Here is a 20,947-nt window from a genome sequence, read left to right as displayed (position 1 = left end):
GAGTCAGTAAGACAGGCCTGACACTTGAACCTATGCACAAACTGCAAGCGTTAGTCCAAATGACCTTGCACGATTGCATGTAAGATGCGACAATTACTTGCGTAAAGGGGGGAAATGAAGTGTTTCATTCGAAAAAAAAAGAACAGAATATAGCCCAAACCAGCATGGGACATAGCGAAAATGATAAACAAGGTACATCTGATTCAGACCATTCCCCCAAACAAGAGCGTGCAATAGAAGAAGGTGATTCTAGTACTGGAAAGCGCAGAGTTGTTTTTGGACGAGCAAGAGAGCAAGCGGGCGTAGCTAGTGAAATTGTGGAACCTACTTCGCAAAGTTCTTCACAAGATTCACGGTCTTTAAAGAAACAGATCGATGATGCGGCAAAAGAAGTGACTGCATCTGGTGAGGATATCGAATTACCACAAAAAGAACATGTACAACCACTACGCAAGAGCGTGTTTGCACTGCGTGCACACCTACATGCGAAAACTGATGTTCAAACCGAGGAAGAACAGCAGGTTGAACAGGCTATTGTCGATGAGATAGTGATCCCTGCTGTCGCTGAAGATGCGCTCTTCGTTGTAGATAGTCCTTTGTCTAAGGAGATGGGAGTTCCACCGATTCAACGAACACTGATTCATCCTATAGAAGAAGAAGTTCATCGCATGGTGGAACAACTCAAACGCCAAGCGAGCTATAGTGAGGCTGAACCTGAAGACGAACCATATAATCCATATGAACACGAACCAGATGAAGAGTTGCTATTTTTATTAGCTAGTAAAGTAGAGGAGTTTCATTGGCTTGAATATCGCCAAGTAACGATCACTGATCTGTGGTACTATTTTTGCAATATGGGAAAAAAACGACCACAGTCGCTGCATGATCTTGTGAACGCAGTGATGTGTTTACAGCCACAGGCCTATATGAATTTTTCATTAAAGAGCACATATCGCGCACAATCATTAGATCAAATGGATTTAGAAGGTTTAATCTAAGTTGACGACTGCGCGAACAACTAGATATACTGTTGGAAGTCTATACCTATAGGAGGTAAACAGTGATTAAATGGGGACGTCTCACGATGTTTATCGTACTTGTCGTGATGATCTTTGCGATTGTTATATCAACTAGTTCGAAGTTATATTCAAAAATTCCACTTGGACTCGACTTGCAGGGTGGATTCACGGTCTTATATCAAGTTGGCAATTCTAATCAAGTACTGACTGCAAATGACATGAGTGCGACAGTTGCAGCACTAGAAAACAGAGTCAACGAGATTGGCGTATCGGAACCTTCGATTGAGGTTGAAAACGGCAATCGCATTAGTGTTTCATTAGCCGGTCAGTTTAATCAAGTGAGTGCACGAAGCTTTCTTTCAAAAGAAGCTAATCTTGTTTTCAAGTCGCCACAAGGAAAAATTTTGATGACAGGTAAAGATCTTGAAAGTAATGCGCACTATGAGTCTGATCCGACCACTGGGGCACCAGAAGTAGTGGTACAATTTAAAAATCCGGCCTTATTTCAACAAGTCACTCAAACCTATCTGCATCAACCGGTGTCGATCTGGTTAAATAATAAAATGATTGACAATCCTGTCATTCAAGACGTGATTACAAATGGACAAGCTACAATCTCTGGTAGTTCATCTGCTCAATCAGCTATTCAGTTAGCGCAATTATTAAATGCCGGAGCGCTTCCATTTCCTTTACATGAGCTGTCCTCAACGAGTGTGGGGCCCACTCTTGGGCAAGCTGCATTGCACTCGACGCTTCTCGCAGGTGCCATTGGCGTTTCGCTGATCTTCCTGTTTATGATTCTCATGTATCGGCTGCCAGGATTGATTGCAGTAGTCGCTTTGGTGGCGTATAGCTATGTTTTAATAGCAGTCTTTGCAGGGATGCAAGTCACATTGACGCTCACTGGTCTTGCAGCACTTGTGCTTGGTATTGGGATGGCAGTTGATGCCAATATCATCACGTATGAGCGAATTAAAGATGAATTAAGAAATGGGAAATCGCTTCAATCATCTGTAATTTTAGGGCAACGAAAAGCGATACGCACCATCTTAGATTCCAATATCACGACGCTCATTGCAGGGATTGTCATGTATATTTATGGTACAGGGGATGTGCGCGGATTTGCTGTCGCGTTAATTGCAAGTATTCTAGTGAGTTTGCTAACGGCCGTTTTTCTGAGTCGAACACTGCTCTTGCAGTTTACGAAAGCTAATGTAGTCAAGAATACGTGGCTGTTTGGCGTTAGGAGAAAGGCTGTGAATTCGCAATGAAGTTTGCTATTGTAGCGCGTCGCAAGTGGTTTTTCATGTTGTCAGGAACGATCACTGTTGCAGGGTTAATCGTTCTGTTGATTTTTGGATTGAACCTCGGTACAGATTTTAAGTCTGGCTCACAAGTTCAGATCGTGCTCAATCAACCATATAATGCAGTGGCTATCCGCAGCATGTTTGAAAAGCACGGTTTTGCTGTTGGCCCCGAGGGGATTACTGCAGGTGGAACCAATAACGAGATGGCAATCGTGCGACTCAGTTATCCATTGACTAACCTGCAAGAAGGAAAACTCAATACAGCGATTCACGCGACATTTCCTAAAGCTTTAGTTCCACCAGAATATTCGACAGTGGACCCAATAATCGCACAAGAGCAGTCGCAAACTGCTGTGTTAGCGGTGTTGCTTGCATCTTTAGGGATTGTTATCTACGTTGCCATTCGCTTTGAATTTCGCTTTGCTGTTGCTGGTATTGTTGCATTAATGCACGATGCATTTATTGTGATCTCCGTATTTGCTTTACTTCGAATTGAAGTTGATTTGCCATTTATTGCTGCAGTGCTAACGATTGTAGGATACTCAATCAATGACACGATCGTTATTTTTGATCGTATTCGAGAGAATGTCAAAGGCGCTAAGATTAAAACGTTTCAAGAACTTGAAGCACTGGTGGATCATTCATTATGGCAAACGATGGCGCGATCCATCAATACGGTATTAACGGTGTTATTTGCTGCGATGAGCCTATTTTTCTTTGGAGGCGATCCTATTCACGATTTTTGTTTCGCTCTTCTCGTCGGGCTCATTAGTGGGGCTTACTCCTCTATATTTATTGCAAGTCCGATTTGGGTGACATGGCGTGGGCGTTCGCTAGCACGTGGTCGTGATGCGGCAGTGAAAGCGTAAGTGAACACAGTGATGAATCCCTGGCTCATTGCTGGGGGTTCTTTTTATTCATGACAGGCGTGCAGGAGAGGGATGCTGTGATCGAGACCCAGCGCGAGAATGAACGCCAATCAAGAAAATTAGCTTACTACAGCTTGCTACTCAATATTGTTTTAACAGCTGTAAAAGGGATCGTAGGGGTGGTCGCCCACAGCGATGCGCTTTTGGCTGACGCTGCCCATAGTGGTGCAGACGTGGCTGGGTCGATCGCAGTACTAATTGGGATACGCGTAGCAAGGCGACCGGCTGATGCGGATCATCCGTATGGACATGGCAAGGCAGAAGAAATTGCAGCAAGTTTAGTAGCTATTATGTTAATTTTGGCGGGGCTCGATGTGGTATATTCATCGATAAGAGGATTTATTACTCTTTCCACTGCGCCTGACAGTATTGCATTATATACGGCACTTGCAGCTATGGTTGCCAAAGAGATCATGTACCGCTATCAAATGAGAGTGGCAAACAAGGTCAATTCGCCTGCATTACATGCCGGTGCTGCAGATCACCGATCAGATGTGTACTCGTCCCTTGCAGCCGCAGTCGGTATCATGCTCGCTCTCATTGGTAAATGGAATCATATTCACCTACTGTTGTTAGCTGATCCGATTGCCGGATTCTTTGTAGCTATAGTTGTTGTTCACATTGGCTATCAATTGGCGAGAGAATCATACCGTGCGCTCATGGAACAGGTACTGGATGCGAATTCCACGGTCGAGATGTTAGACGTTGCGAAAGGCGTAGCAGGGGTGTTGCGCATTGACGATTTGCGCGCACGCACATTTGGCTCTTATTTGGTGGTCGATATTAAACTTAGCGTAGATGGAGAGTCTACGGTGATTGCTGGTCACCGCGTAGCAAAAGAAGTAAAATATCAGATGATGAAGAGCTTTCCGAATGTGGAGGATGTCTTCGTGCATGTGAATCCTTATTATAGCGAGGAGTAATGATGTGGATTTAGTACAATTGCAACATAAAATTCGAGTTGTTCATGATTTTCCGGAGCCGGGAATTAGTTTTAAGGATATTACTACACTTTTATGTGATGGTGAGAGCTTTCAATATGCGGTGCAACAAATTTCGGAATTCGGAAGACCACGTGATGTGGATTTAGTAGTAGGACCTGAAGCGCGCGGCTTTGTGCTCGGTGCACCTACTGCGTATGCACTTGGTGTGGGGTTTGTGCCCATTCGAAAACCAGGGAAATTACCTGGGGAAACGATTCGAAAAGATTATCAATTAGAATATGGACATGATGGTTTAGAGATGCATGCAGATGCGATTAAGCCCGGCCAACGTGTGTTTATTGTTGATGATCTACTTGCCACAGGTGGAACCATTCAGTCGTGTATTGATCTTGTTTTGCGTGCAGGTGGAATTGTAGTCGGACTTGGCTTTCTCATTGAGCTACAGTATTTAGAAGGGCGTAAGCACCTCGCAGGATATGAAACGTTTTCACTACTTCAATATGCGGATTAGGTAAATCTGTTGATTGGAAAATCATTATGTAAGCATTGGGGTGGGACGATGGACGACGATCATTCAAAAGAACCGCCTATTCAAGCGGACGATGAGCAAGATGAAGGTATAGATCTTGAACAACCCTTAACAGATGAGGAAGCGAAGTCTGCGTTACAAGTGCTCTGCGATAAGGCGCCTTATCTGACGGAAGATGATAAAAAACTATTGCGACGGGCTTATATTTACGCAGAGTTACATCATCGTGGGCAAAAGCGCAGTTCTGGTGAAGCATACATTATGCACCCGGTATCCGTAGCAGGAATTTTGGCTGGATTAAAACTTGATGCAGGTACGCTTGCGGCGGCTCTCTTGCATGATGTTGTCGAGGATACGAAAGTCACGGATGAAGAAGTGGAACGCCAATTTGGGCAAGAGATTGCTCGTCTAGTAGACGGCGTTACAAAGTTAAAGCGGTTGCGGTTTGAAACACGCGAGGAACAACAGGCGGAAAATTTACGCAAGATGTTTTTGGCGATGGCTAAAGATATTCGAGTCGCGCTGATTCGCTTGGCTGATCGTTTGCACAATATGCGCACATTAAAGTACAGACCGTTAGAAAAACAGCGCAAGACGGCAGAAGAAACGCTAGAAATTTTCGCACCACTTGCTCATCGGCTGGGGATGTCGACGATCAAATGGGAACTGGAAGATATATCTCTACGTTTCTTGGATCCCCAACAATATTATCGAATTGCCCATTTGATGGCAAAAAAACGTGAAGAACGAGAGCATTATATTCAACAAGTCATTGTTGATTTACATGCTAAGTTAGAGGAACTGAGTGTACGAGCAGATCTTTCAGGACGCGCCAAACATATTTATAGTATTTATAAAAAAATGACGGTCATGCACAAAGAATTTAATGAAATATATGATCTATTTGCAGTGCGTGTCATTGTCGACTCGGTGAAAGATTGTTATGCGGTACTGGGTATTGTGCATACGATGTGGAAACCAGTTCCAGGCCGATTTAAAGATTACATTGCGATGCCAAAGCCAAATTTATATCAGAGTCTACATACAACAGTGATTGGTCCGAACGGTGAACCTATTGAAATTCAAATTCGGACGTGGGAAATGCATCGCACAGCCGAGTATGGGATTGCTGCGCATTGGATTTATAAAGAAACTACGTACCAGAATAAAGACAAGGAAAACAATGTAACTATACCCGATAAAAATCCGCTGGTCTCTTCTAGCCTTATGCCCTCGGTGCAAACGACGTTTGCGAGAAAACTTGGGTGGTTTCGCGAAGTGATCGAATGGCAACAGGATTTTCGCGATGCGCAAGAATTTATGGAAACACTTAAAATGGATTTATTTACTGACCAAGTCTTTGTTTTTACTCCTAAAGGTGATGTGATTGAACTCCCCTCGGGTTCTTGTCCTATTGACTTCGCTTATCGCATCCATACGGATGTTGGCAACCGATGCGTAGGCGCTAAGGTAAATGGGCGCATAGTAACATTAGATACGAGATTGCGGACCGGGGATATTGTGGAAGTTCTCACCTCCAAATTATCGTATGGTCCGAGTCGCGACTGGCTCAATATTGCGCAAACGTCACAAGCGCGCGCTAAAATACGCATGTGGTTTAAGCGTGAGCGGCGGGATGAAAATATTGAAAAAGGCCGCGACTTGATTGAACGCGAAATTACTAAGCAAAAACTTGATGTGCATGCAGTGATGAGTAATCATTTGCCTGAAATCCTAAGTAAATTTAATTTTACGAAGGCAGACGATCTATATGCATCTGTTGGATATGGCGGATTATCTGCGGTACAAATCATGACGCGCATCGCAGAGCGTATGAAAAAAACAGATCAAACGGTAGATTCAGTCTCAAATTATCAGTTATCTCCGCCACAAGAACGCGAGCAGAAAAAGAAACAACATGGTAATAAAGGACATACAGGGGTTCGTGTTAAGGGTCTAGATAATTTATTAACGCGCTTTTCAAGGTGCTGTAATCCAGTTCCAGGTGATGATATTATTGGGTTCATCACGCGCGGTCGTGGTGTATCCGTACACCGCAAGGATTGCCCAAATGTGCTTGCCATGATCGATGAAGGCAGTCGTATGATTGAAGTGGAGTGGGAAAGTGCAATTGGACAATCCTACAATGTCGATATAGAAGTGACTGCACTTGATCGCCGAGGTCTCATTAACGAAGTCATGAATGCTGTGGTTGAAACTAAAACAGATATCACTGCTGTGATGGGAAAATCAGATCGTAGGCGAATGGCAACGATTCATTTAAGTATCTCGATTCGCAATGTGGATCATCTACAAACAGTGGTCGATCGGATTAAACGCATAAAAGATATCTATGCTGTACGACGCGTGATCCAGTAGCCTCAAATATATGTAAGGAAGGGAGGGAGAATCTTCATGCGGGTAGTCTTGCAACGAGTGAAGCATGCAAAAGTACGTGTAGGGCACGAAACGGTAGGAGAGATTGAAAACGGGTTATTATTATTTGTAGGATTTACTCATGATGATTCGGAACCAGACTTAACGTATATGGTTGATAAAATTGCTAATTTACGTATTTTTGAAGATGAAGAAGGAAAGATGAATGACTCACTATTAGATGTCGGCGGATCCATCCTGTCAGTTTCGCAGTTCACTTTATACGGAGAGACGCGTAAGGGAAGGCGGCCTAACTTTATGGAGGCGGCTCGTCCAGAAGTTGCAGAGCCTCTATATGAACGTTTTAATGAGCTATTGCGTGACACAGGTATGTTTATTCGTACGGGTAAGTTTGGAGCCATGATGGAAGTTGAATTAGTTAACGATGGGCCTGTTACGCTTACACTAGATACTGATCATCTATAAGGAGGATATGTGATGAGGATTTGGCGTTTTACCCGCAATCAACTAGGAACAAATACTTATGTCGTGAGTGACGATAACGGCTATGGCATGGTAATTGATCCTAGCTTTTCAGACATGACAGAAGTGCTTCAACTGATTGCAAAAGAATCATTGCATATTCTATATATTGTAAATACTCATTGTCATTTTGATCATGTTCTTGGCAATGAGGAGTTGCGAAGTGCATTGCAAGTTCCCTTATTGATTCATGAACAGGAGCTGCCATTGCTCCTATCTGCTCATGAAAAAGCATTAGAGTGGCTCGACCTGGTAGTGAAGACGAGTAAACCGGATGGTTATCTCGTTGGCGGGGATGTGATAACGATAGGTTCACTGCATTTTACTGTATTAGAAACGCCGGGTCATAGTCCAGGCGGGGTGTGTTTTTATTGTGAAGAGGAACATACTTTGTTTTCGGGGGATACGTTATTTGCAGGCACAGTTGGCCGAGTTGATCTAGAATTTGCGAATGGACCGCAATTAATTCGTTCTTTGCACGAGCAGTTGTGGCCACTTCCTGATGAAACACTCGTATATCCTGGTCATGAAGATGACACAACGATTGGTGAAGAGCGAGCGGTCAATCCCTATTTTCATTTTGCCTAAAATGGGCGCTAAAACACGAACCAGATAGCGGGCATTTGCGTAGGGTACTCTGTGAGGTAATGTAGAGGAGGATCTACGCGTGCACAAAAGTAGGATTGGACATTTACGCATAGAATTGGAAATGACAGAGGATATGCGACAAAAATTGCTGGAACTTGCATCCGGTCAGGGTCAGTCAGTGATGATTAACGATGCGCTGATGAAGCATGTACGTGTGTATCATTTGCAGACTGAGGCATCACGTGTGAAGGAACTAGAGTACCGTAAAGTACACGTTCATCGTTTAGAACTAGCGGCTGCTCGGCCGACACTCTTTGTAGGGCCATAAGCGGGGACATCCCCGCTTTTACATAGTAATCTAGATTAATTTACGCCCCACATATCCTTCATTGATTCCATGCCAATACTGAATAGAAGGTTCATCATCACGCCAGCACAAATAAGCTTCTTTGCCGTCGATTTTTGTTAAAAAGTCAACTAATCCACGATCGATATCTTTTACTTCTATAGAGAGTGAAAGCAGATGATCAATCTGCTGGCGTGCAGCAAGTAGTGAGAATTCAATTTGTGCTTCCTCAGTAAAAAAATCTGAGGCAGAATCTTTTTGTTCTTTTTGTTTGCGTACGAGTGCTAGTCGCATAAGAGCAAGTTCTTCGCGAGATTTTCTCAAGTTCTCCATCTGTTCTTTAATCTGTGGGAGTAATCGATTGGCTTCTTCTACTGTGTAATAGTGCTTGTTCATTCCATTCACCTTCCGATTGCAACATGAAATAGCAGGAAAAAAGTAAAACTGTGTCGAATAGGTACGTGTATCGAATATGTACATCATACACTGTAATGCACTGATTTAGACAATTGCGTAAGGGGAGTGTTTAAACAACATGAATCAGCTTTCTCCCCATCTGGAAACAGCATGGAACGAATTTAAAGAAAATGGCCAATTACAACTAGTGTTCCAACCTATTTTACGACTGGAAACTGGTCAAATTATCGGTTATGAACTGTTAAGCCGCCCATCTGGTGCCAATGGTAAAGCAATGGCTATTGAAGAATTACTGACAGCTGCAGAGGCTTTTGAACAGCTAAATGACTTTGATCTATTTTTACTTGGACGAGCACTTGACCAACTGGGTCGTACGCCATTAGCTAAGATGCGCTTTTTTGTGAATGTCATCCCTAGTACTTTGCAATCTAAAAAATTAGGGCAAACGTTGCATGCATTTGTTAAGCGAACCAAAGGAGCCATTCCACTTGTTCTTGAAGTGTGTGAGCGCACAGCAGATCCAACTGTTACACCTTGGTCAGAACTGCTAGACCCCATTCGCCGATTAGGTATTGACATTGCGATCGATGATATTGGTAGTGGGTACGCTGGATTAAATCGAACAGTAGAGATTCAGCCAAATTGGATGAAACTTGATATTGGACTTGTGCGTGGGATTGACACTAATCCCATGAAAGCAGCTATGGTTGCGAGTATTGTTACGTTTGCAAAGAAGCTTGGATCCATTCATTTGATTGCAGAGGGCATTGAAACTCAAGCGGAGTTTAATGCACTTCGCGATTTGGGAGTAGAGTATGGTCAGGGTTATTTTCTAGCAAAACCGTTAGATCGCATGCTTGATCATCAAGTAGTCGCGCTACGTTCAACGCCAAATCGATCGATCTTGTCTGTTTCTTTTGAACGATATGGTGTAGCCTTAGCTGGGTTTTTAGATCGAACAAGTATAGGTCACATGACGATAACAGCGCTTGCGTTAGATGCCTGTCATACACTAGAACATGTGATTCACGCTCATAAGATCGAAGTTTTTTCTCTGGCGGATCACGCGGCGTTCTCTATGACGTCAGATCAAGAAGAAGAGCGAAATGAACCCTATGACACGAATGATGAAGTATGGCTATCTTTAAAAGGTGGACGTGTTCATGTCTCCCAAAAGATACAAGGGTTGAATGATGCCTATAGTTTATTACATGGTTGCTTGTCCTCTGTACAAGTGCCTATAGTTGTTCATGAGAAGCTTTTGGGTTTTTTGTATTGTGGTTTTGCTAAAGAAAACCAAGTGCAGCCCAATGTGATTGTTGTGCTAAAAGGGTTTGCCACCGCAATCGGTTTCGGTATTGTTGGCAATCGGGTATGTAAGCTTGGCATGATAGAAGAGCTATTGAAGTAAGTGTATTGAGCAGGAGGTACACTAGTGGACTCAATCGTGACTCATGGCGGACGCATGGTTGACTATGAAGTGATAGCGAGAAAGTCGAGGGATGATATCACTGATTATAGTGCAAATATTAACCCGTACGCTCCACCAGCATCTGTGACAACAGCAATTTTACAAAATATTTATAAAATAAATGATTATCCAGATCCAGTTTCCAGGCGTTTGCGCCAAATATTTAGCGAGCGTTACGGTGTTTCAAAAGACTGCGTTTTTGCCGCAAATGGGGCATCAGAAGTGATTGATTTATTTTTGCGGGTTTTACGACCAAAGCGTGTTGTACTACTTGAACCTTCATTTTCGGAATATGCTCATGCTGCTAAAAGAAATCTCATACCGATAAAAAAAATAACTATGGCATCTGATTTTTGCTTGCCTATATATTCCATAAAGGATACGTTAAGGAAGGGGGATTTATTGGTCATTAATACCCCTCATAATCCTTCTGGTCGGTTTTACTCTCGCTCTGAGTTAGAGGTTATTTATGAGCTTATTTTGCAATGTGGTGCATATGCCATGATTGATGAAGCGTTTATTGATTTTGTGGATGGTGGAGAGGAACATTCCTCATTACCGTTAGTTCATTCGCATATCGTAGTGGTTAGATCTCTTACAAAAATGTACGGTATCGCAGGTTTGCGGCTAGGGTTTGGGGTTGCAGATCAAAAAATAGTGGATCACATCGTTCAGATGCGCGACGGTTGGAGTGTGAATCTATTAGCAGAGGAAGCTGGGATAGCAGCACTTCAGGATCATTCATTTGCTATGAAAACAAGAGAGTGGTTAAGAGAGGAACGTAATGATTGCATGAAACAATTGGAGAAAATACATGGCGTGATTGTATATCCATCCTCAGCCAACTTTTTGTTGGTTGATGGGAGTTTTGGTGGTCTTCATGTAGCTAAGTGGCAGGAAAAGTTAACGAAAATAGGTTTTTTTGTTAGAGATTGTGCATCTTATGGGACGTTTACACCAAGTGTATTTCGTATGGCTATCTTACATCATCATAAAAACGCTATATTGATTGATGAACTTGCTTCGGAGTTGTCCAGTTGATGAGCCGTCATCAGGGCATGTGGTGGCAATCTTTTAGCGTATTCATGGCGCGTATATTACCATCGCAGCTTTTGAAAACGATGATTTATACGCTAAAAAAGAAGTATGTGATCGGAGTTGTTGCTATTGTATTTAATTCCAATGGTGAGCTACTCATTCTTCATCATACGTATAGGAAGGAATTTTTGTGGCGTTTGCCAGGAGGATTAAAGGAAGCAACGGAAACGCCTTTTGAAACAGTCGTTCGTGAATTGCAAGAAGAGGCCAATCTCCAAGTGGAGCCCTTATTTTTAGTTGCTTTAGCACAAGCAACCATCAGTTTGGATGTGGCGGTGCTTTGTAAAGTGGTTAGTGAAGGGGAATTTGTTGCAAATCCAGAAGTGAGCGCACGAAAATGGGTAGATCCACGAGAGTTTATGCACCAGCTTCCTTCTGAGCAACAGGGGTTTGTAGTAGAGGCTTTACGCTTACGTGCGCTTGGTATAATGAATTGGGGTGATCACTATGAATGATAGAATGTATACACACGCTAATCCTTACATACTTGTCTATCATGAACGCGCTGCTGCTTTATGTGCCAAGGAGTTGCACAATCTCGGTGTCACAAACATTCATATAGCAAGTTCTGAGGAAGAAGTAGAACCACTTCTGGATCAAGTAGAGATTATATTTTGCTGGAAGTTTCCGATAAGGTTATTCGCTAAAGCACCAGCTTTGAAATGGGTTCAATTGATGGGAGCAGGTGTAGATGATGTCGTTTTGTCGCGTCAATTACCGAAAGAAGTTGTACTAACGCGGATTATAGGTCAGTTTGGAGCAGCAATGGCAGAGTATGTGTTTGCACATGTACTTTACCAGATAAAGCAATTGGAGATGTGGCGTACTCAACAGCAAGAATTGATTTGGAAACCAAAAAGTGTACCTTTGATGCGCAATAAGACTATGGCTATAGCTGGCATTGGATCCATTGGTCAAGAAGTGATTCGATTGGGTAGAGCATTTGGTATGCGAGTTATTGGGTTAAGTAAAACAAGTGCCAGTGCCCATTGGGTAGATCAACACTATAGTACAAACCAATGGGGAGAATTCGTTGCGAAAGCAGATATTATCGTTATTACATTGCCACATACCGCAGCAACTCAGGGTGTTTTTAATCGAAAAATATTTGACCAGATGAAATCAGACGTAATCATTGTTAATGTAGGGCGTGGTGCAGTTTTAAACGAAGATGATCTGGTACATTTTTTACAAAGGCATGAACAAAGTGTGGCTATACTAGATGTTTTTAATACGGAGCCATTGCCAAAGGCAAGTCCATTATGGACAATGCCGAATGTGGTCATTACACCCCATATATCAGGTCCAAGCTCTATGGTAGATGTAAGTGTATTCTTTTATGAGAATCTTCAACGGTACGTACAGGGAGATCGACTACATGGACAGGTTGATGTAGAAGCAGAGTATTAAAAACATGTTTCTGCTTCACGAACCGGGCTGCTCATGCATGTGTTTTACGTCGTGTGCTCTGAGTTCTTGTGAGCGATGTGTGCTCAATAGATGTTTTTTCTTTCTTTTTTGATTGATGCTGTAACCAAAGTGCACCCACCCAGATCATCACCAGTGCAACTCCTCCTGCGATGAGCCATATAAGGGTTTTCTTTGAAAATCCAAGGAATACAAGTGCGGCACCTAGATCATAGGGCATGATACCAAGTCCTGTTGTCCATAGATAAGTCCAAGTACCGACTTCCGGCAACATTGCAGATGCATAATTCAAAACAACAAATGGGATGAGGGGGATAAGTCTAGCCATAAAAAGTCCTAGTGCTCCATGCTTATCAACTAGTTCATTGAGTTTCTTGAGATGTTTGTCAGCTACAAATTTTTTGATCCAGCCTTCTCCAAAATGCTTAGCAAGTAAAAAAGTAACATAAGAACCGACCATAGCTCCGATCCATACATAGAGAATCCCCATCCAAACCCCGTAAATTTGCATGTCTATAATCATAAGAAATTCTGCGGGAAAGGGAATAATACACAACAAAGCCATGAGCACAATAGAACCAATGACTCCAAATGGTCCTAAATGGCGAATAAATGATGAAACATCATGCTCATAACGAAAATACACCCAAATAGCCATGAGTCCAACAACAATTGTCCCGATCGACCACCAAATTGTGGTTGATTTTTTTGTTTTTACAGGTTGTTCTTGTGTATAGGGACTGTCTTGTGAATTCATAGGGAGCACGCCTTTCTGATCGTTCTGGTTTCAGATGTATGTAGTATGTGCGAAGTAGTTGTGGACATGCGTGACCATTTTTGTATAAAAATAACGTAGTAACGCTCACACTAGGCTCCAGAGGGGGGCTCGTTTGATGTATGCAACCATTTGGTCGTTATTGCCGTTTATTGTTGTCATTCCACTTGCCATGATCACACGTCAAGTTGTTCCCGCACTTGTTGTGGGGTTACTTGTTGGGTCATATATGATGGCACCTACGTTGCTTGGAGGAATTAACAAATCACTTTACTATTTATTCGAGGAGGTTGTCATACCTGGGAACATTCATTTGATTCTATTTTTATATACGTTTGGTTCTTTTGTCGGTCTTGTACGCATTACAGGCGGTGTGAATGGTTTTGCAAAGTGGTTAGAGCCGCGGGTAAAGTCTGTACGTGGGGCCTTTGGAGTAGCGTGGTTAACGTCTATTGGAACATTTATGGCTCCAGACTTTCGCATTATTGCAGTAGCTCCTATTATGGCGTCGATTAACAAGCGATTAAATATTAGTCCACAGAAAATGGCTTATGTGATTGATGTAACGGCAACTCCGCTCATTAGTCTTATTCCCATAGGTACAGCTTTTGTAGGATATATGATTGGATTGCTTGCAGTCTCTTTAAAACACATAGGCAGTAAAGAAAGTGCATATCCGTTATTTTTAGCAACGATTCCGTTAAACTTCTTTGCCATTGCTATTCTTGTGATTGGTGCCTATATTAGTTTTTTTAGTAAGGATGTAAAAAAATCTCCCGTTTCTTCTGCTTCACCTGTTGTAGATGTAAAAAATAAAAAAGAACACCGTTTACCTAAAGTTTCTCCATCGTATGCTATGATTGCACATGCAAGACATTTGCATCATGGAATACAAATGGAAATGGGTAAACTTGGAACGCTGCATGATCCATCTCATGATGAAGCACCACCTGAAGCGATTGATCTTATGAGTGAAGAGGCAAAACCTTCTGCTTTGCATTTGATTTTACCCATTGCTTTACTTCTACTATTAACCTTTTTCCTCACGTGGTGGAGCGGACACACACTTTCCAATAACTTTTTTGGTGTTCTTATGAATGCTAACGCCACTGAAGCTATGTTGCAAGCTATCTTAATTACGCTGGTTATTTCCTCTGTATTTTATTTGTTTCGAGGACAAAAAATCGGCCAATTAATGTACGGTATTCTCGCTGGGGGCAATCAGATGATGGCGGTTATCGTATTACTTGTTTTTGTGTGGGCAGTCTCGGGGGTTTCTACTGATCTTGGATTTTCCACATATGTTGCGCATACAGTGGGAGCAGTTGTACCAAGGATGTTGATTGCGCCAGCACTTTTTGTTTTGGGGTCTGTGATTTCGTATTTTATTGGGTCATCATTTGGAACGTGGGGAATTCTTATGCCGCTAGGTTTCTCACTAGCGATGTCAACTCACGCTTCATTAGCGCTCATTGCGGCAGCTGTATTTGCAAGTGGCACTCTAGGGGGCTTTGCTTCCCCATTAAGTGATAATACGGTTGCTATGGCGACTGTCATGAAATTACCAGTCGTTAGTTTTTCTAATTCATTGTTAAAATCCACATTAGTCGCAGGTGGTGCTGCCACTATCGGTTATGCAATTGCGGGATTCGTCATGTAATGTCGATGAAATACGAAAAAGATCTGATGCCAAAGACGATATGTTGTCTGTGGACCAGATCTTTTTCGTATTGTTTTCTAGAAGAGCCTGTTCAAAAAGGGGGCAGGTAAGACCCGCGCAGTGCAAGGAAGCAAGCCAAGAATGTGGACTGAGCGTACGTTTTGGGTACGTGAGGGAGCGTTCTTGGCGCTGACGCTGCCATGTGCCGGGGAATTCTGACCCTTTTTTGAACAACCTCTAGAACATTCTTTTAACAGCAGATAAATGATTGTACCAATAAGAACCTGGGTGCACAGGTAAATAACCGACCTTGTGCAAGCCACCTCCTTCTTGAATCATTTCGCCATGGCCTACATAGATCCCGACGTGTCCGCCATCGTCAAAGATAAGCAAATCACCAGGTGCCATTGAACTCGTCGAAACGGGATCACCTACATTTTCGTACTGCCCTTTGCTTGATGTAGTAAATAGATAACCCAGCGCATGGTGATACACGTACTCTGTATAGTTGCTACAATCAAAACCATATTGGCCACGATCTTCATTGTGCCCCCAAATGTAGGGCGTGCCAAGTTTGCTTTGTGCAATTTGTTCTACAGCTTGTACTTTAGCAGCATAAGATGCATGGATCCCAGCTACAGGTGTGAGATTGGGATCTATGCGCACACCTGTAGGAGGAATGTGGATCGTACTAGATGGTGAATTAGATGATGAACTGGTATCTGTTTGTGTCTGGCTCGCATCACTCGATCCTGTAGTTGAAGGTACTGGGATACTGGCGATGGTCTTAGCTCCATTGGTGTCCACGGTGCCACGACTGAGAGAGGCGGCCGTCATAGAATTGCCACCAGCTGATGATTCTGCACGAACGCCCCCAGAGTGCTGGCCTGTTTTAGAGAAATTCCACCCTAGTGAATGATCGAGTACACGCACACGGGTGATGTGTTTCTTAGGGTATTCAGCTGTTGCAAAGTTGACAATGCCACCTACATCAGCAGAATCAATGGTTGCTTCACTTCCGATTTTACGCATCGTTTGCGCATTGACAGGGCCTGTGTGTATACGTGAAACATGCACGGTTACTGTATGATTGATCGAATCATATTCTGTCCCAAGAATATGGTAGAAGCGTTGGAGCGATTGGTCTACATAAGCACTGGTTTGCGGTGTACTATGCGAAGAAGGTGCGGCAGTGGGCTGACCACAGCTAGTTATGCTAAGTAAAGTCAGAAGCGCGACGGCAGTGGGTAACAAAGAAACCTTCATAATGCAAAAAACACCTCCATGAAATATCGCCATGCACTTAGCTTGACAATAGAGGAGGTGTCCTATGCGTACCATCTTTTTATAATGTGTTTAAAGAATGACGATATTTCATTTTAGGATTCTGTCACACTGCGCATTGGTGAATTTGTTTCATGTAAAAATTTGCGATATTTGAGGAACATGATGATGCGCCAAGGCAATAACATTCCGAAAGCAAGAATGAAGAAAATACTTCCTGTCTGCGCAATGGTAACGTAAGATTCAATATAGGTATGCAGTGCTAGACGGATAATCAATAAAACAATTAAAACGATGATGAAGGCGGGTGATCGGCGCAAATACACGTCTTCATTCACGCGCTCCATCTTGGAACTAATGATCAGTGGAATAGAGAAGATACATCCAAATAAAAACGCGACGACAGCATAAGACAATGGAATTCGCATAAATGGGAAAACGAACATGAAAAACCCTGTGACCATCCCTAATGGTGGGATTAAAATCTTTTTGCTAGACGTTGGTTTTTTGGCAGCATGTAGGCGGACAAAAATAACTGTGACAGCAAAAATAATAATAGCGATGGTGCTTAATAGTTGTAGAGTATCCTCGGAAAAAGTAGGCATATCGCAAAAGCCCCCTTACAAACAGTAATAGCATAAGAAAAACTGGTATATTCCTCTGCCATCATACATCACTGCTCGGTTGCATTCAATGTGTAACGAGGATGTGTCGTTAATTGTTACGCTTTTCGGTGAGGGACTACAATGTGCTATGATAAACCTATATTGTAGTGAAAAGAGGCCTTCTTCCAAATGATTGAAAATGATCTTTTTTTACGCGCTTGTCGCCGTGAATCCGTATCGCGTATCCCAGTATGGTATATGCGTCAAGCAGGGCGGTATCAGCCGGATTATCGCGATGTACGAAAACGATATAGCCTCATAGAAATATGTGAGAATCCCGAGATATGTGTGCAGGTAACTTTATCACCTGTAAAACAGCTTGGGGTAGATGCAGCAATATTATTTTCTGATATTATGGTTCCTATTGCACCGATGGGTATGCCGTTTGAAATTCAAAAAGATCGTGGACCTGTGATGGAACATCCGATTCGACAAGCAAGTGATATCGAACGTCTAAGGCCCATTGATCCAGAGTCGGACTTACCTTATGTGCTTGAAACGATTCGCATACTTGCACGGGAGTTAAAGGTTCCACTACTTGGATTTGCTGGGGGACCGTTTACCCTTGCAAGTTACATGATTGAGGGTGGACCATCCCGCGATTATTTGCGAACAAAAGCGATGATGTATGGAGAACCAAAGATGTGGTATGGCTTGATGGATCGCTTAGGAGATATGGTGATCACGTATTTACGTGCACAAATACAGGCGGGCGCATCGGCAGTTCAGATTTTTGATAGTTGGGTTGGCAGTTTGGCACCAGATGACTACGCTGAATACGTATTGCCTACGATGGAACGGATATTTTCTGAACTGGCAGATCTGCATGCACCGCGAATTTACTTTGGCGTAACAACTGGAGAATTGCTTCCCCTGTTTGCTAAAGCTGGAGCAGATGTGTACGGCGTTGATTGGCGTGTTCCAATTCGGACTGCAAGAGGGAAACTCGGACGCAACGTGGCTATACAGGGCAATTTAGATCCAGCGGTGTTACTAGCCCCGTGGCCTGAGATTCAGCGGAGAGCAGAGTCGATTATCGATATGGGGATTGAGCAACCTGGTTTTGTATTCAATTTAGGTCATGGCGTATTTCCTTCTGTATCTGGTGAACAGTTGCAACGACTGACAACTTTTGTTCATGAGTATAGTGAACGCGCATTGCGCGGATAGTCAAGGAGGTTTATTGAAGTGGACAAGCATATTGCCGTGTTGTTGATGGCCTATGGAACACCCGCCAATCTTGATGAAGTAGAATCGTTTTATATTCATATTCGCCGTGGAAGAAAACCTACAAAAGAGCAGTTGGATGAATTGATTGGCCGCTATGAAGCTATTGGCGGATGTTCTCCTTTAATTGAAATAACACATCAGGAAGCGCACTTACTAGAAGAGGCATTAAATAAGCACAATACAGGCAATGTCCACTTTACAGTTTACATTGGCATGAAACATTGTGCACCGTTTATAGAAGATGCAGTATCGCAGTTTGTCAAAGATGGGGCGGATGCTGCAGTAGGCATTGTCCTTGCACCACACTTTTCGTCTATGAGCGTAGGTGTGTATGAGCGAGAAGCTAACGAGGCAGCGCTAGCGCAAAACTTCTCTGATCTTTCTTTTGTAGAGAGTTGGCATTTAGAGCCATCTCTACTCGATGCATTGGAAGAACGACTGAGACACGAGATGGGAAAATTTTCAGACGCAGAAAAAGAACATCTAAAATTGGTGTTCTCGGCACATAGTTTACCACGCAGAATACTCGATCAAGGAGATCCATATCCAGAACAATTGCTTGAGACGAGTCGTGCTTTAGCTTTGCGCATTGGCTTTTCTGATTGGCAATTTGCTTGGCAAAGTGCGGGTCGTACTGAAGAACCCTGGCTTGGTCCAGATATTCTTACAGTGATTGATGATCTCGCAGAGGCAGGGTATACAGCTGTTCTGGATTGTCCCGTAGGGTTTGTATCAGATCATCTAGAAGTGCTTTACGATTTGGATATTGAAGCTCAAAAGCGTGCAAAGGTGAAACAAATACATTTTGAACGAACAGCATCGCTTAATGCAGACCCACGATTAATTGATGCTCTAAAGCAATCGATTACGGCAGTTTGCAAAGAGAAAGGGTTGCTATGAGTAAACCGCATATTGCCGTAATAGGTGGTGGAATCACCGGGTTATCTGCAGCCTACACACTTTTACAGGCGCAGCAAGCTGGTGCTGACGTAAACATCACTCTTATAGAAAAAGCAGATTGTCTAGGTGGTAAGATTGGGACTGTGCGGGCAGATGGCAATGTCATTGAAAGTGGGGCTGATTCTTTTTTGGCACGAAAGCCTGCTGCACTTGAATTGTGTCAAGAGCTTGGGTTAACAGATCAATTGGTTGAGACGAGTCCTCTTGCTGCTAAAACATTTCTTGTACATGACTTGCAATTGCATCCATTCCCTTCTGGAACTTACATGGGAATACCAATGTATGAAGAAGTTATTCGTGATACAGATTTATTGACACAAGAAGGTAAACATAGGGCACTTGAAGATTTTACGATGTCTGATCAATCACCTTTAGAAGATGAATCTTTAGGGCGATTTCTTACTCGAAGATTGGGTCGTGAGATGGTAGAAAGGATTGCAGAAGCGGTTGTATCAGGAATTTATGGAGGGCACGCAGATCAATTGGGACTATTAGCGACATTCCCGGAATTCCGAACCCTTGAACAGGAGTATGGAAGTTTACTGCTCGGTCTGCAGGAGTATACTAAAAAGGCACGTGAACGCATTCGTGGCCCTCAACAGAGTGCATTTCGCAGCTTGAAAAATGGTTTACAAACAATCATCGACCAGTTAGAAAAAGAACTTGAAGCCATTCATATGTTGCGGGGAGTTGCCGTTTCGCACATAGAAGAAGATATTTCGCATGGCTATCAGTTATCTTTATCAACGGGCGATAGTATGCACGTAGACGCAGTAATTGTGACTACACCTGCATTTGTTACTGCAAAAATGTTTAAACACAAACCTCTCACAGCGTTGCTAGATCAAATTCCATACGGTTCAGTTGCCATTGTCACGTTGCTTTTTGATGCGCAGCATTTTCAAGTAACGCTTGAAGGATCTGGTTTTGTGGTACCGCGTATTGAACAAACAACGATTACTGCATGTACATGGCTATCATCAAAATGGCCACACAGCACTGGTGGACAAGATGTGGCTTTGCGCTGTTTTGTAGGTAGGTCTGACGATGCAAGCATACTACTTGAAACGGACGATATGATTGTCGAGCGTGTTTTGGATGACCTACATAAGATCATGGGCAGTACTGCCGTTCCCAAACGTACATGGGTAAATCGTTGGGAAAGTAGTATGCCACAATATACAGTAGGGCATCTAGAACGATTGCATATGATCGAAGACATCATAGCATCTGATTATCCAGGTGTTATGATTACGGGGGCAGCATTTCGAGGAGTAGGTATCCCTGATTGTATTGCGCAAGGTAAAAAGGCTGCATTGCAAAGCTTAGAGTTTGTAAAAACAAAGCTATGAGGTGAGAATCTCATAGCTTTGTTTTT

The 20,947-nt window shown here is 42.9% G+C and carries 21 protein-coding genes; 17 read left to right on the top strand and 4 right to left on the bottom strand.

Going from position 1 to position 20,947, the window contains the following annotated elements; translation table 11 throughout:
• The first annotated feature begins 119 nt into the window (after positions 1–119).
• The 9 genes from MM817_RS17170 (at position 120) to MM817_RS01290 (ending at position 8,563) form a co-directional block, all read left to right on the top strand.
• Positions 120–998, top strand: coding sequence for a post-transcriptional regulator (locus MM817_RS17170; protein WP_241711635.1), 879 nt, complete (start codon positions 120–122; stop codon positions 996–998).
• A 62-nt stretch (positions 999–1,060) separates the two neighbouring features.
• Positions 1,061–2,290 (top strand): protein translocase subunit SecD, encoded by a 1,230-nt coding sequence (gene secD, locus MM817_RS01325; protein ID WP_241711634.1) that lies wholly within the window; start codon positions 1,061–1,063, stop codon positions 2,288–2,290.
• Positions 2,287–3,195: a protein translocase subunit SecF gene (secF, locus tag MM817_RS01320; protein ID WP_241711633.1), complete on the top strand. Its 909-nt coding sequence runs from the start codon at positions 2,287–2,289 to the stop codon at positions 3,193–3,195. Before secD ends, secF begins: the two co-directional genes overlap by 4 nt.
• Positions 3,196–3,272: 77 nt before the next feature.
• Positions 3,273–4,178 (top strand): cation diffusion facilitator family transporter, encoded by a 906-nt coding sequence (locus MM817_RS01315; RefSeq protein WP_241711632.1) that lies wholly within the window; start codon positions 3,273–3,275, stop codon positions 4,176–4,178.
• Positions 4,179–4,182: 4 nt separating this feature from the next.
• Complete coding sequence (locus MM817_RS01310) at positions 4,183–4,710, top strand: adenine phosphoribosyltransferase (protein ID WP_241711631.1); 528 nt, start codon at positions 4,183–4,185, stop codon at positions 4,708–4,710.
• A gap of 48 nt (positions 4,711–4,758) precedes the next feature.
• The gene (locus MM817_RS01305) at positions 4,759–7,107 is read left to right on the top strand and encodes a RelA/SpoT family protein (protein WP_241711630.1); all 2,349 of its coding nucleotides are present in this window, start codon (positions 4,759–4,761) and stop codon (positions 7,105–7,107) included.
• 36 nt (positions 7,108–7,143) lie between these two features.
• The gene (dtd, locus tag MM817_RS01300; protein ID WP_241711629.1) at positions 7,144–7,590 is read left to right on the top strand and encodes a D-aminoacyl-tRNA deacylase; all 447 of its coding nucleotides are present in this window, start codon (positions 7,144–7,146) and stop codon (positions 7,588–7,590) included.
• A 12-nt stretch (positions 7,591–7,602) separates the two neighbouring features.
• Positions 7,603–8,235, top strand: a complete 633-nt coding sequence (locus MM817_RS01295; RefSeq protein WP_241711628.1) for an MBL fold metallo-hydrolase — start codon at positions 7,603–7,605, stop codon at positions 8,233–8,235.
• A gap of 79 nt (positions 8,236–8,314) precedes the next feature.
• Positions 8,315–8,563: a hypothetical protein gene (locus MM817_RS01290; protein ID WP_241711627.1), complete on the top strand. Its 249-nt coding sequence runs from the start codon at positions 8,315–8,317 to the stop codon at positions 8,561–8,563.
• 30 nt (positions 8,564–8,593) lie between these two features.
• Here MM817_RS01290 and MM817_RS01285 read toward each other — a convergent pair whose 3' ends face one another.
• Positions 8,594–8,977, bottom strand: a complete 384-nt coding sequence (locus MM817_RS01285; protein WP_241711626.1) for a DUF2203 domain-containing protein — start codon at positions 8,975–8,977, stop codon at positions 8,594–8,596.
• Positions 8,978–9,116: 139 nt separating this feature from the next.
• Between MM817_RS01285 and MM817_RS01280 the strand changes: the two genes are divergently transcribed.
• Genes MM817_RS01280 through MM817_RS01265 form a run of 4 tightly spaced genes read left to right on the top strand, consistent with a single transcriptional unit; the run spans position 9,117 to position 12,977 of the window.
• A complete protein-coding gene (locus MM817_RS01280) occupies positions 9,117–10,409 on the top strand; it encodes an EAL domain-containing protein (RefSeq protein WP_241711625.1) in 1,293 nt (430 codons plus the stop codon).
• 24 nt (positions 10,410–10,433) lie between these two features.
• The gene (locus MM817_RS01275) at positions 10,434–11,510 is read left to right on the top strand and encodes a pyridoxal phosphate-dependent aminotransferase (RefSeq protein ID WP_241711624.1); all 1,077 of its coding nucleotides are present in this window, start codon (positions 10,434–10,436) and stop codon (positions 11,508–11,510) included.
• Positions 11,510–12,022 carry an NUDIX hydrolase gene (locus tag MM817_RS01270; RefSeq protein ID WP_241711623.1) on the top strand — a complete coding sequence of 171 codons (513 nt, stop codon included), beginning with the start codon at positions 11,510–11,512 and terminating at the stop codon, positions 12,020–12,022. Before MM817_RS01275 ends, MM817_RS01270 begins: the two co-directional genes overlap by 1 nt.
• A complete protein-coding gene (locus MM817_RS01265; RefSeq protein WP_241711622.1) occupies positions 12,015–12,977 on the top strand; it encodes a D-2-hydroxyacid dehydrogenase in 963 nt (320 codons plus the stop codon). The genes MM817_RS01270 and MM817_RS01265 overlap by 8 nt, the downstream gene beginning before the upstream one ends.
• A 31-nt stretch (positions 12,978–13,008) precedes the next feature.
• Here MM817_RS01265 and MM817_RS01260 read toward each other — a convergent pair whose 3' ends face one another.
• Positions 13,009–13,752 carry a TVP38/TMEM64 family protein gene (locus MM817_RS01260; protein ID WP_241711621.1) on the bottom strand — a complete coding sequence of 248 codons (744 nt, stop codon included), beginning with the start codon at positions 13,750–13,752 and terminating at the stop codon, positions 13,009–13,011.
• Positions 13,753–13,888: 136 nt separating this feature from the next.
• Here MM817_RS01260 and MM817_RS01255 point away from each other — a divergent pair, with 136 nt between their 5' ends.
• Positions 13,889–15,430 (top strand): Na+/H+ antiporter NhaC family protein, encoded by a 1,542-nt coding sequence (locus MM817_RS01255; RefSeq protein ID WP_241711620.1) that lies wholly within the window; start codon positions 13,889–13,891, stop codon positions 15,428–15,430.
• Positions 15,431–15,667: 237 nt separating this feature from the next.
• Here MM817_RS01255 and MM817_RS01250 read toward each other — a convergent pair whose 3' ends face one another.
• Together MM817_RS01250 and MM817_RS01245 are read right to left on the bottom strand one after the other, a co-directional pair.
• On the bottom strand, positions 15,668–16,696 hold the full coding sequence (locus MM817_RS01250) for a C40 family peptidase (protein WP_241711619.1): 1,029 nt from the start codon (positions 16,694–16,696) through the stop codon (positions 15,668–15,670).
• 113 nt (positions 16,697–16,809) lie between these two features.
• Positions 16,810–17,319, bottom strand: a complete 510-nt coding sequence (locus MM817_RS01245; RefSeq protein ID WP_241711618.1) for a CcdC family protein — start codon at positions 17,317–17,319, stop codon at positions 16,810–16,812.
• A 189-nt stretch (positions 17,320–17,508) separates the two neighbouring features.
• Here MM817_RS01245 and hemE point away from each other — a divergent pair, with 189 nt between their 5' ends.
• From hemE to hemG, 3 genes are read left to right on the top strand one after another with little or no spacing between them, the layout of a single operon-like run.
• Positions 17,509–18,549, top strand: coding sequence for a uroporphyrinogen decarboxylase (hemE, locus tag MM817_RS01240; protein WP_241711617.1), 1,041 nt, complete (start codon positions 17,509–17,511; stop codon positions 18,547–18,549).
• 18 nt (positions 18,550–18,567) lie between these two features.
• Positions 18,568–19,509, top strand: coding sequence for a ferrochelatase (gene hemH / locus MM817_RS01235; RefSeq protein ID WP_241711616.1), 942 nt, complete (start codon positions 18,568–18,570; stop codon positions 19,507–19,509).
• Positions 19,506–20,921, top strand: a complete 1,416-nt coding sequence (gene hemG / locus MM817_RS01230) for a protoporphyrinogen oxidase (protein ID WP_241711615.1) — start codon at positions 19,506–19,508, stop codon at positions 20,919–20,921. Before hemH ends, hemG begins: the two co-directional genes overlap by 4 nt.
• Positions 20,922–20,947 lie beyond the last annotated feature (26 nt).

The sequence above is a fragment of the Sulfoacidibacillus ferrooxidans genome (assembly GCF_022606465.1).
GTDB classification, from domain to species: Bacteria; Bacillota; Bacilli; order Alicyclobacillales; family SLC66; genus Sulfoacidibacillus; species Sulfoacidibacillus ferrooxidans.
This window is presented reverse-complemented; position numbering and strand designations above follow the sequence as displayed.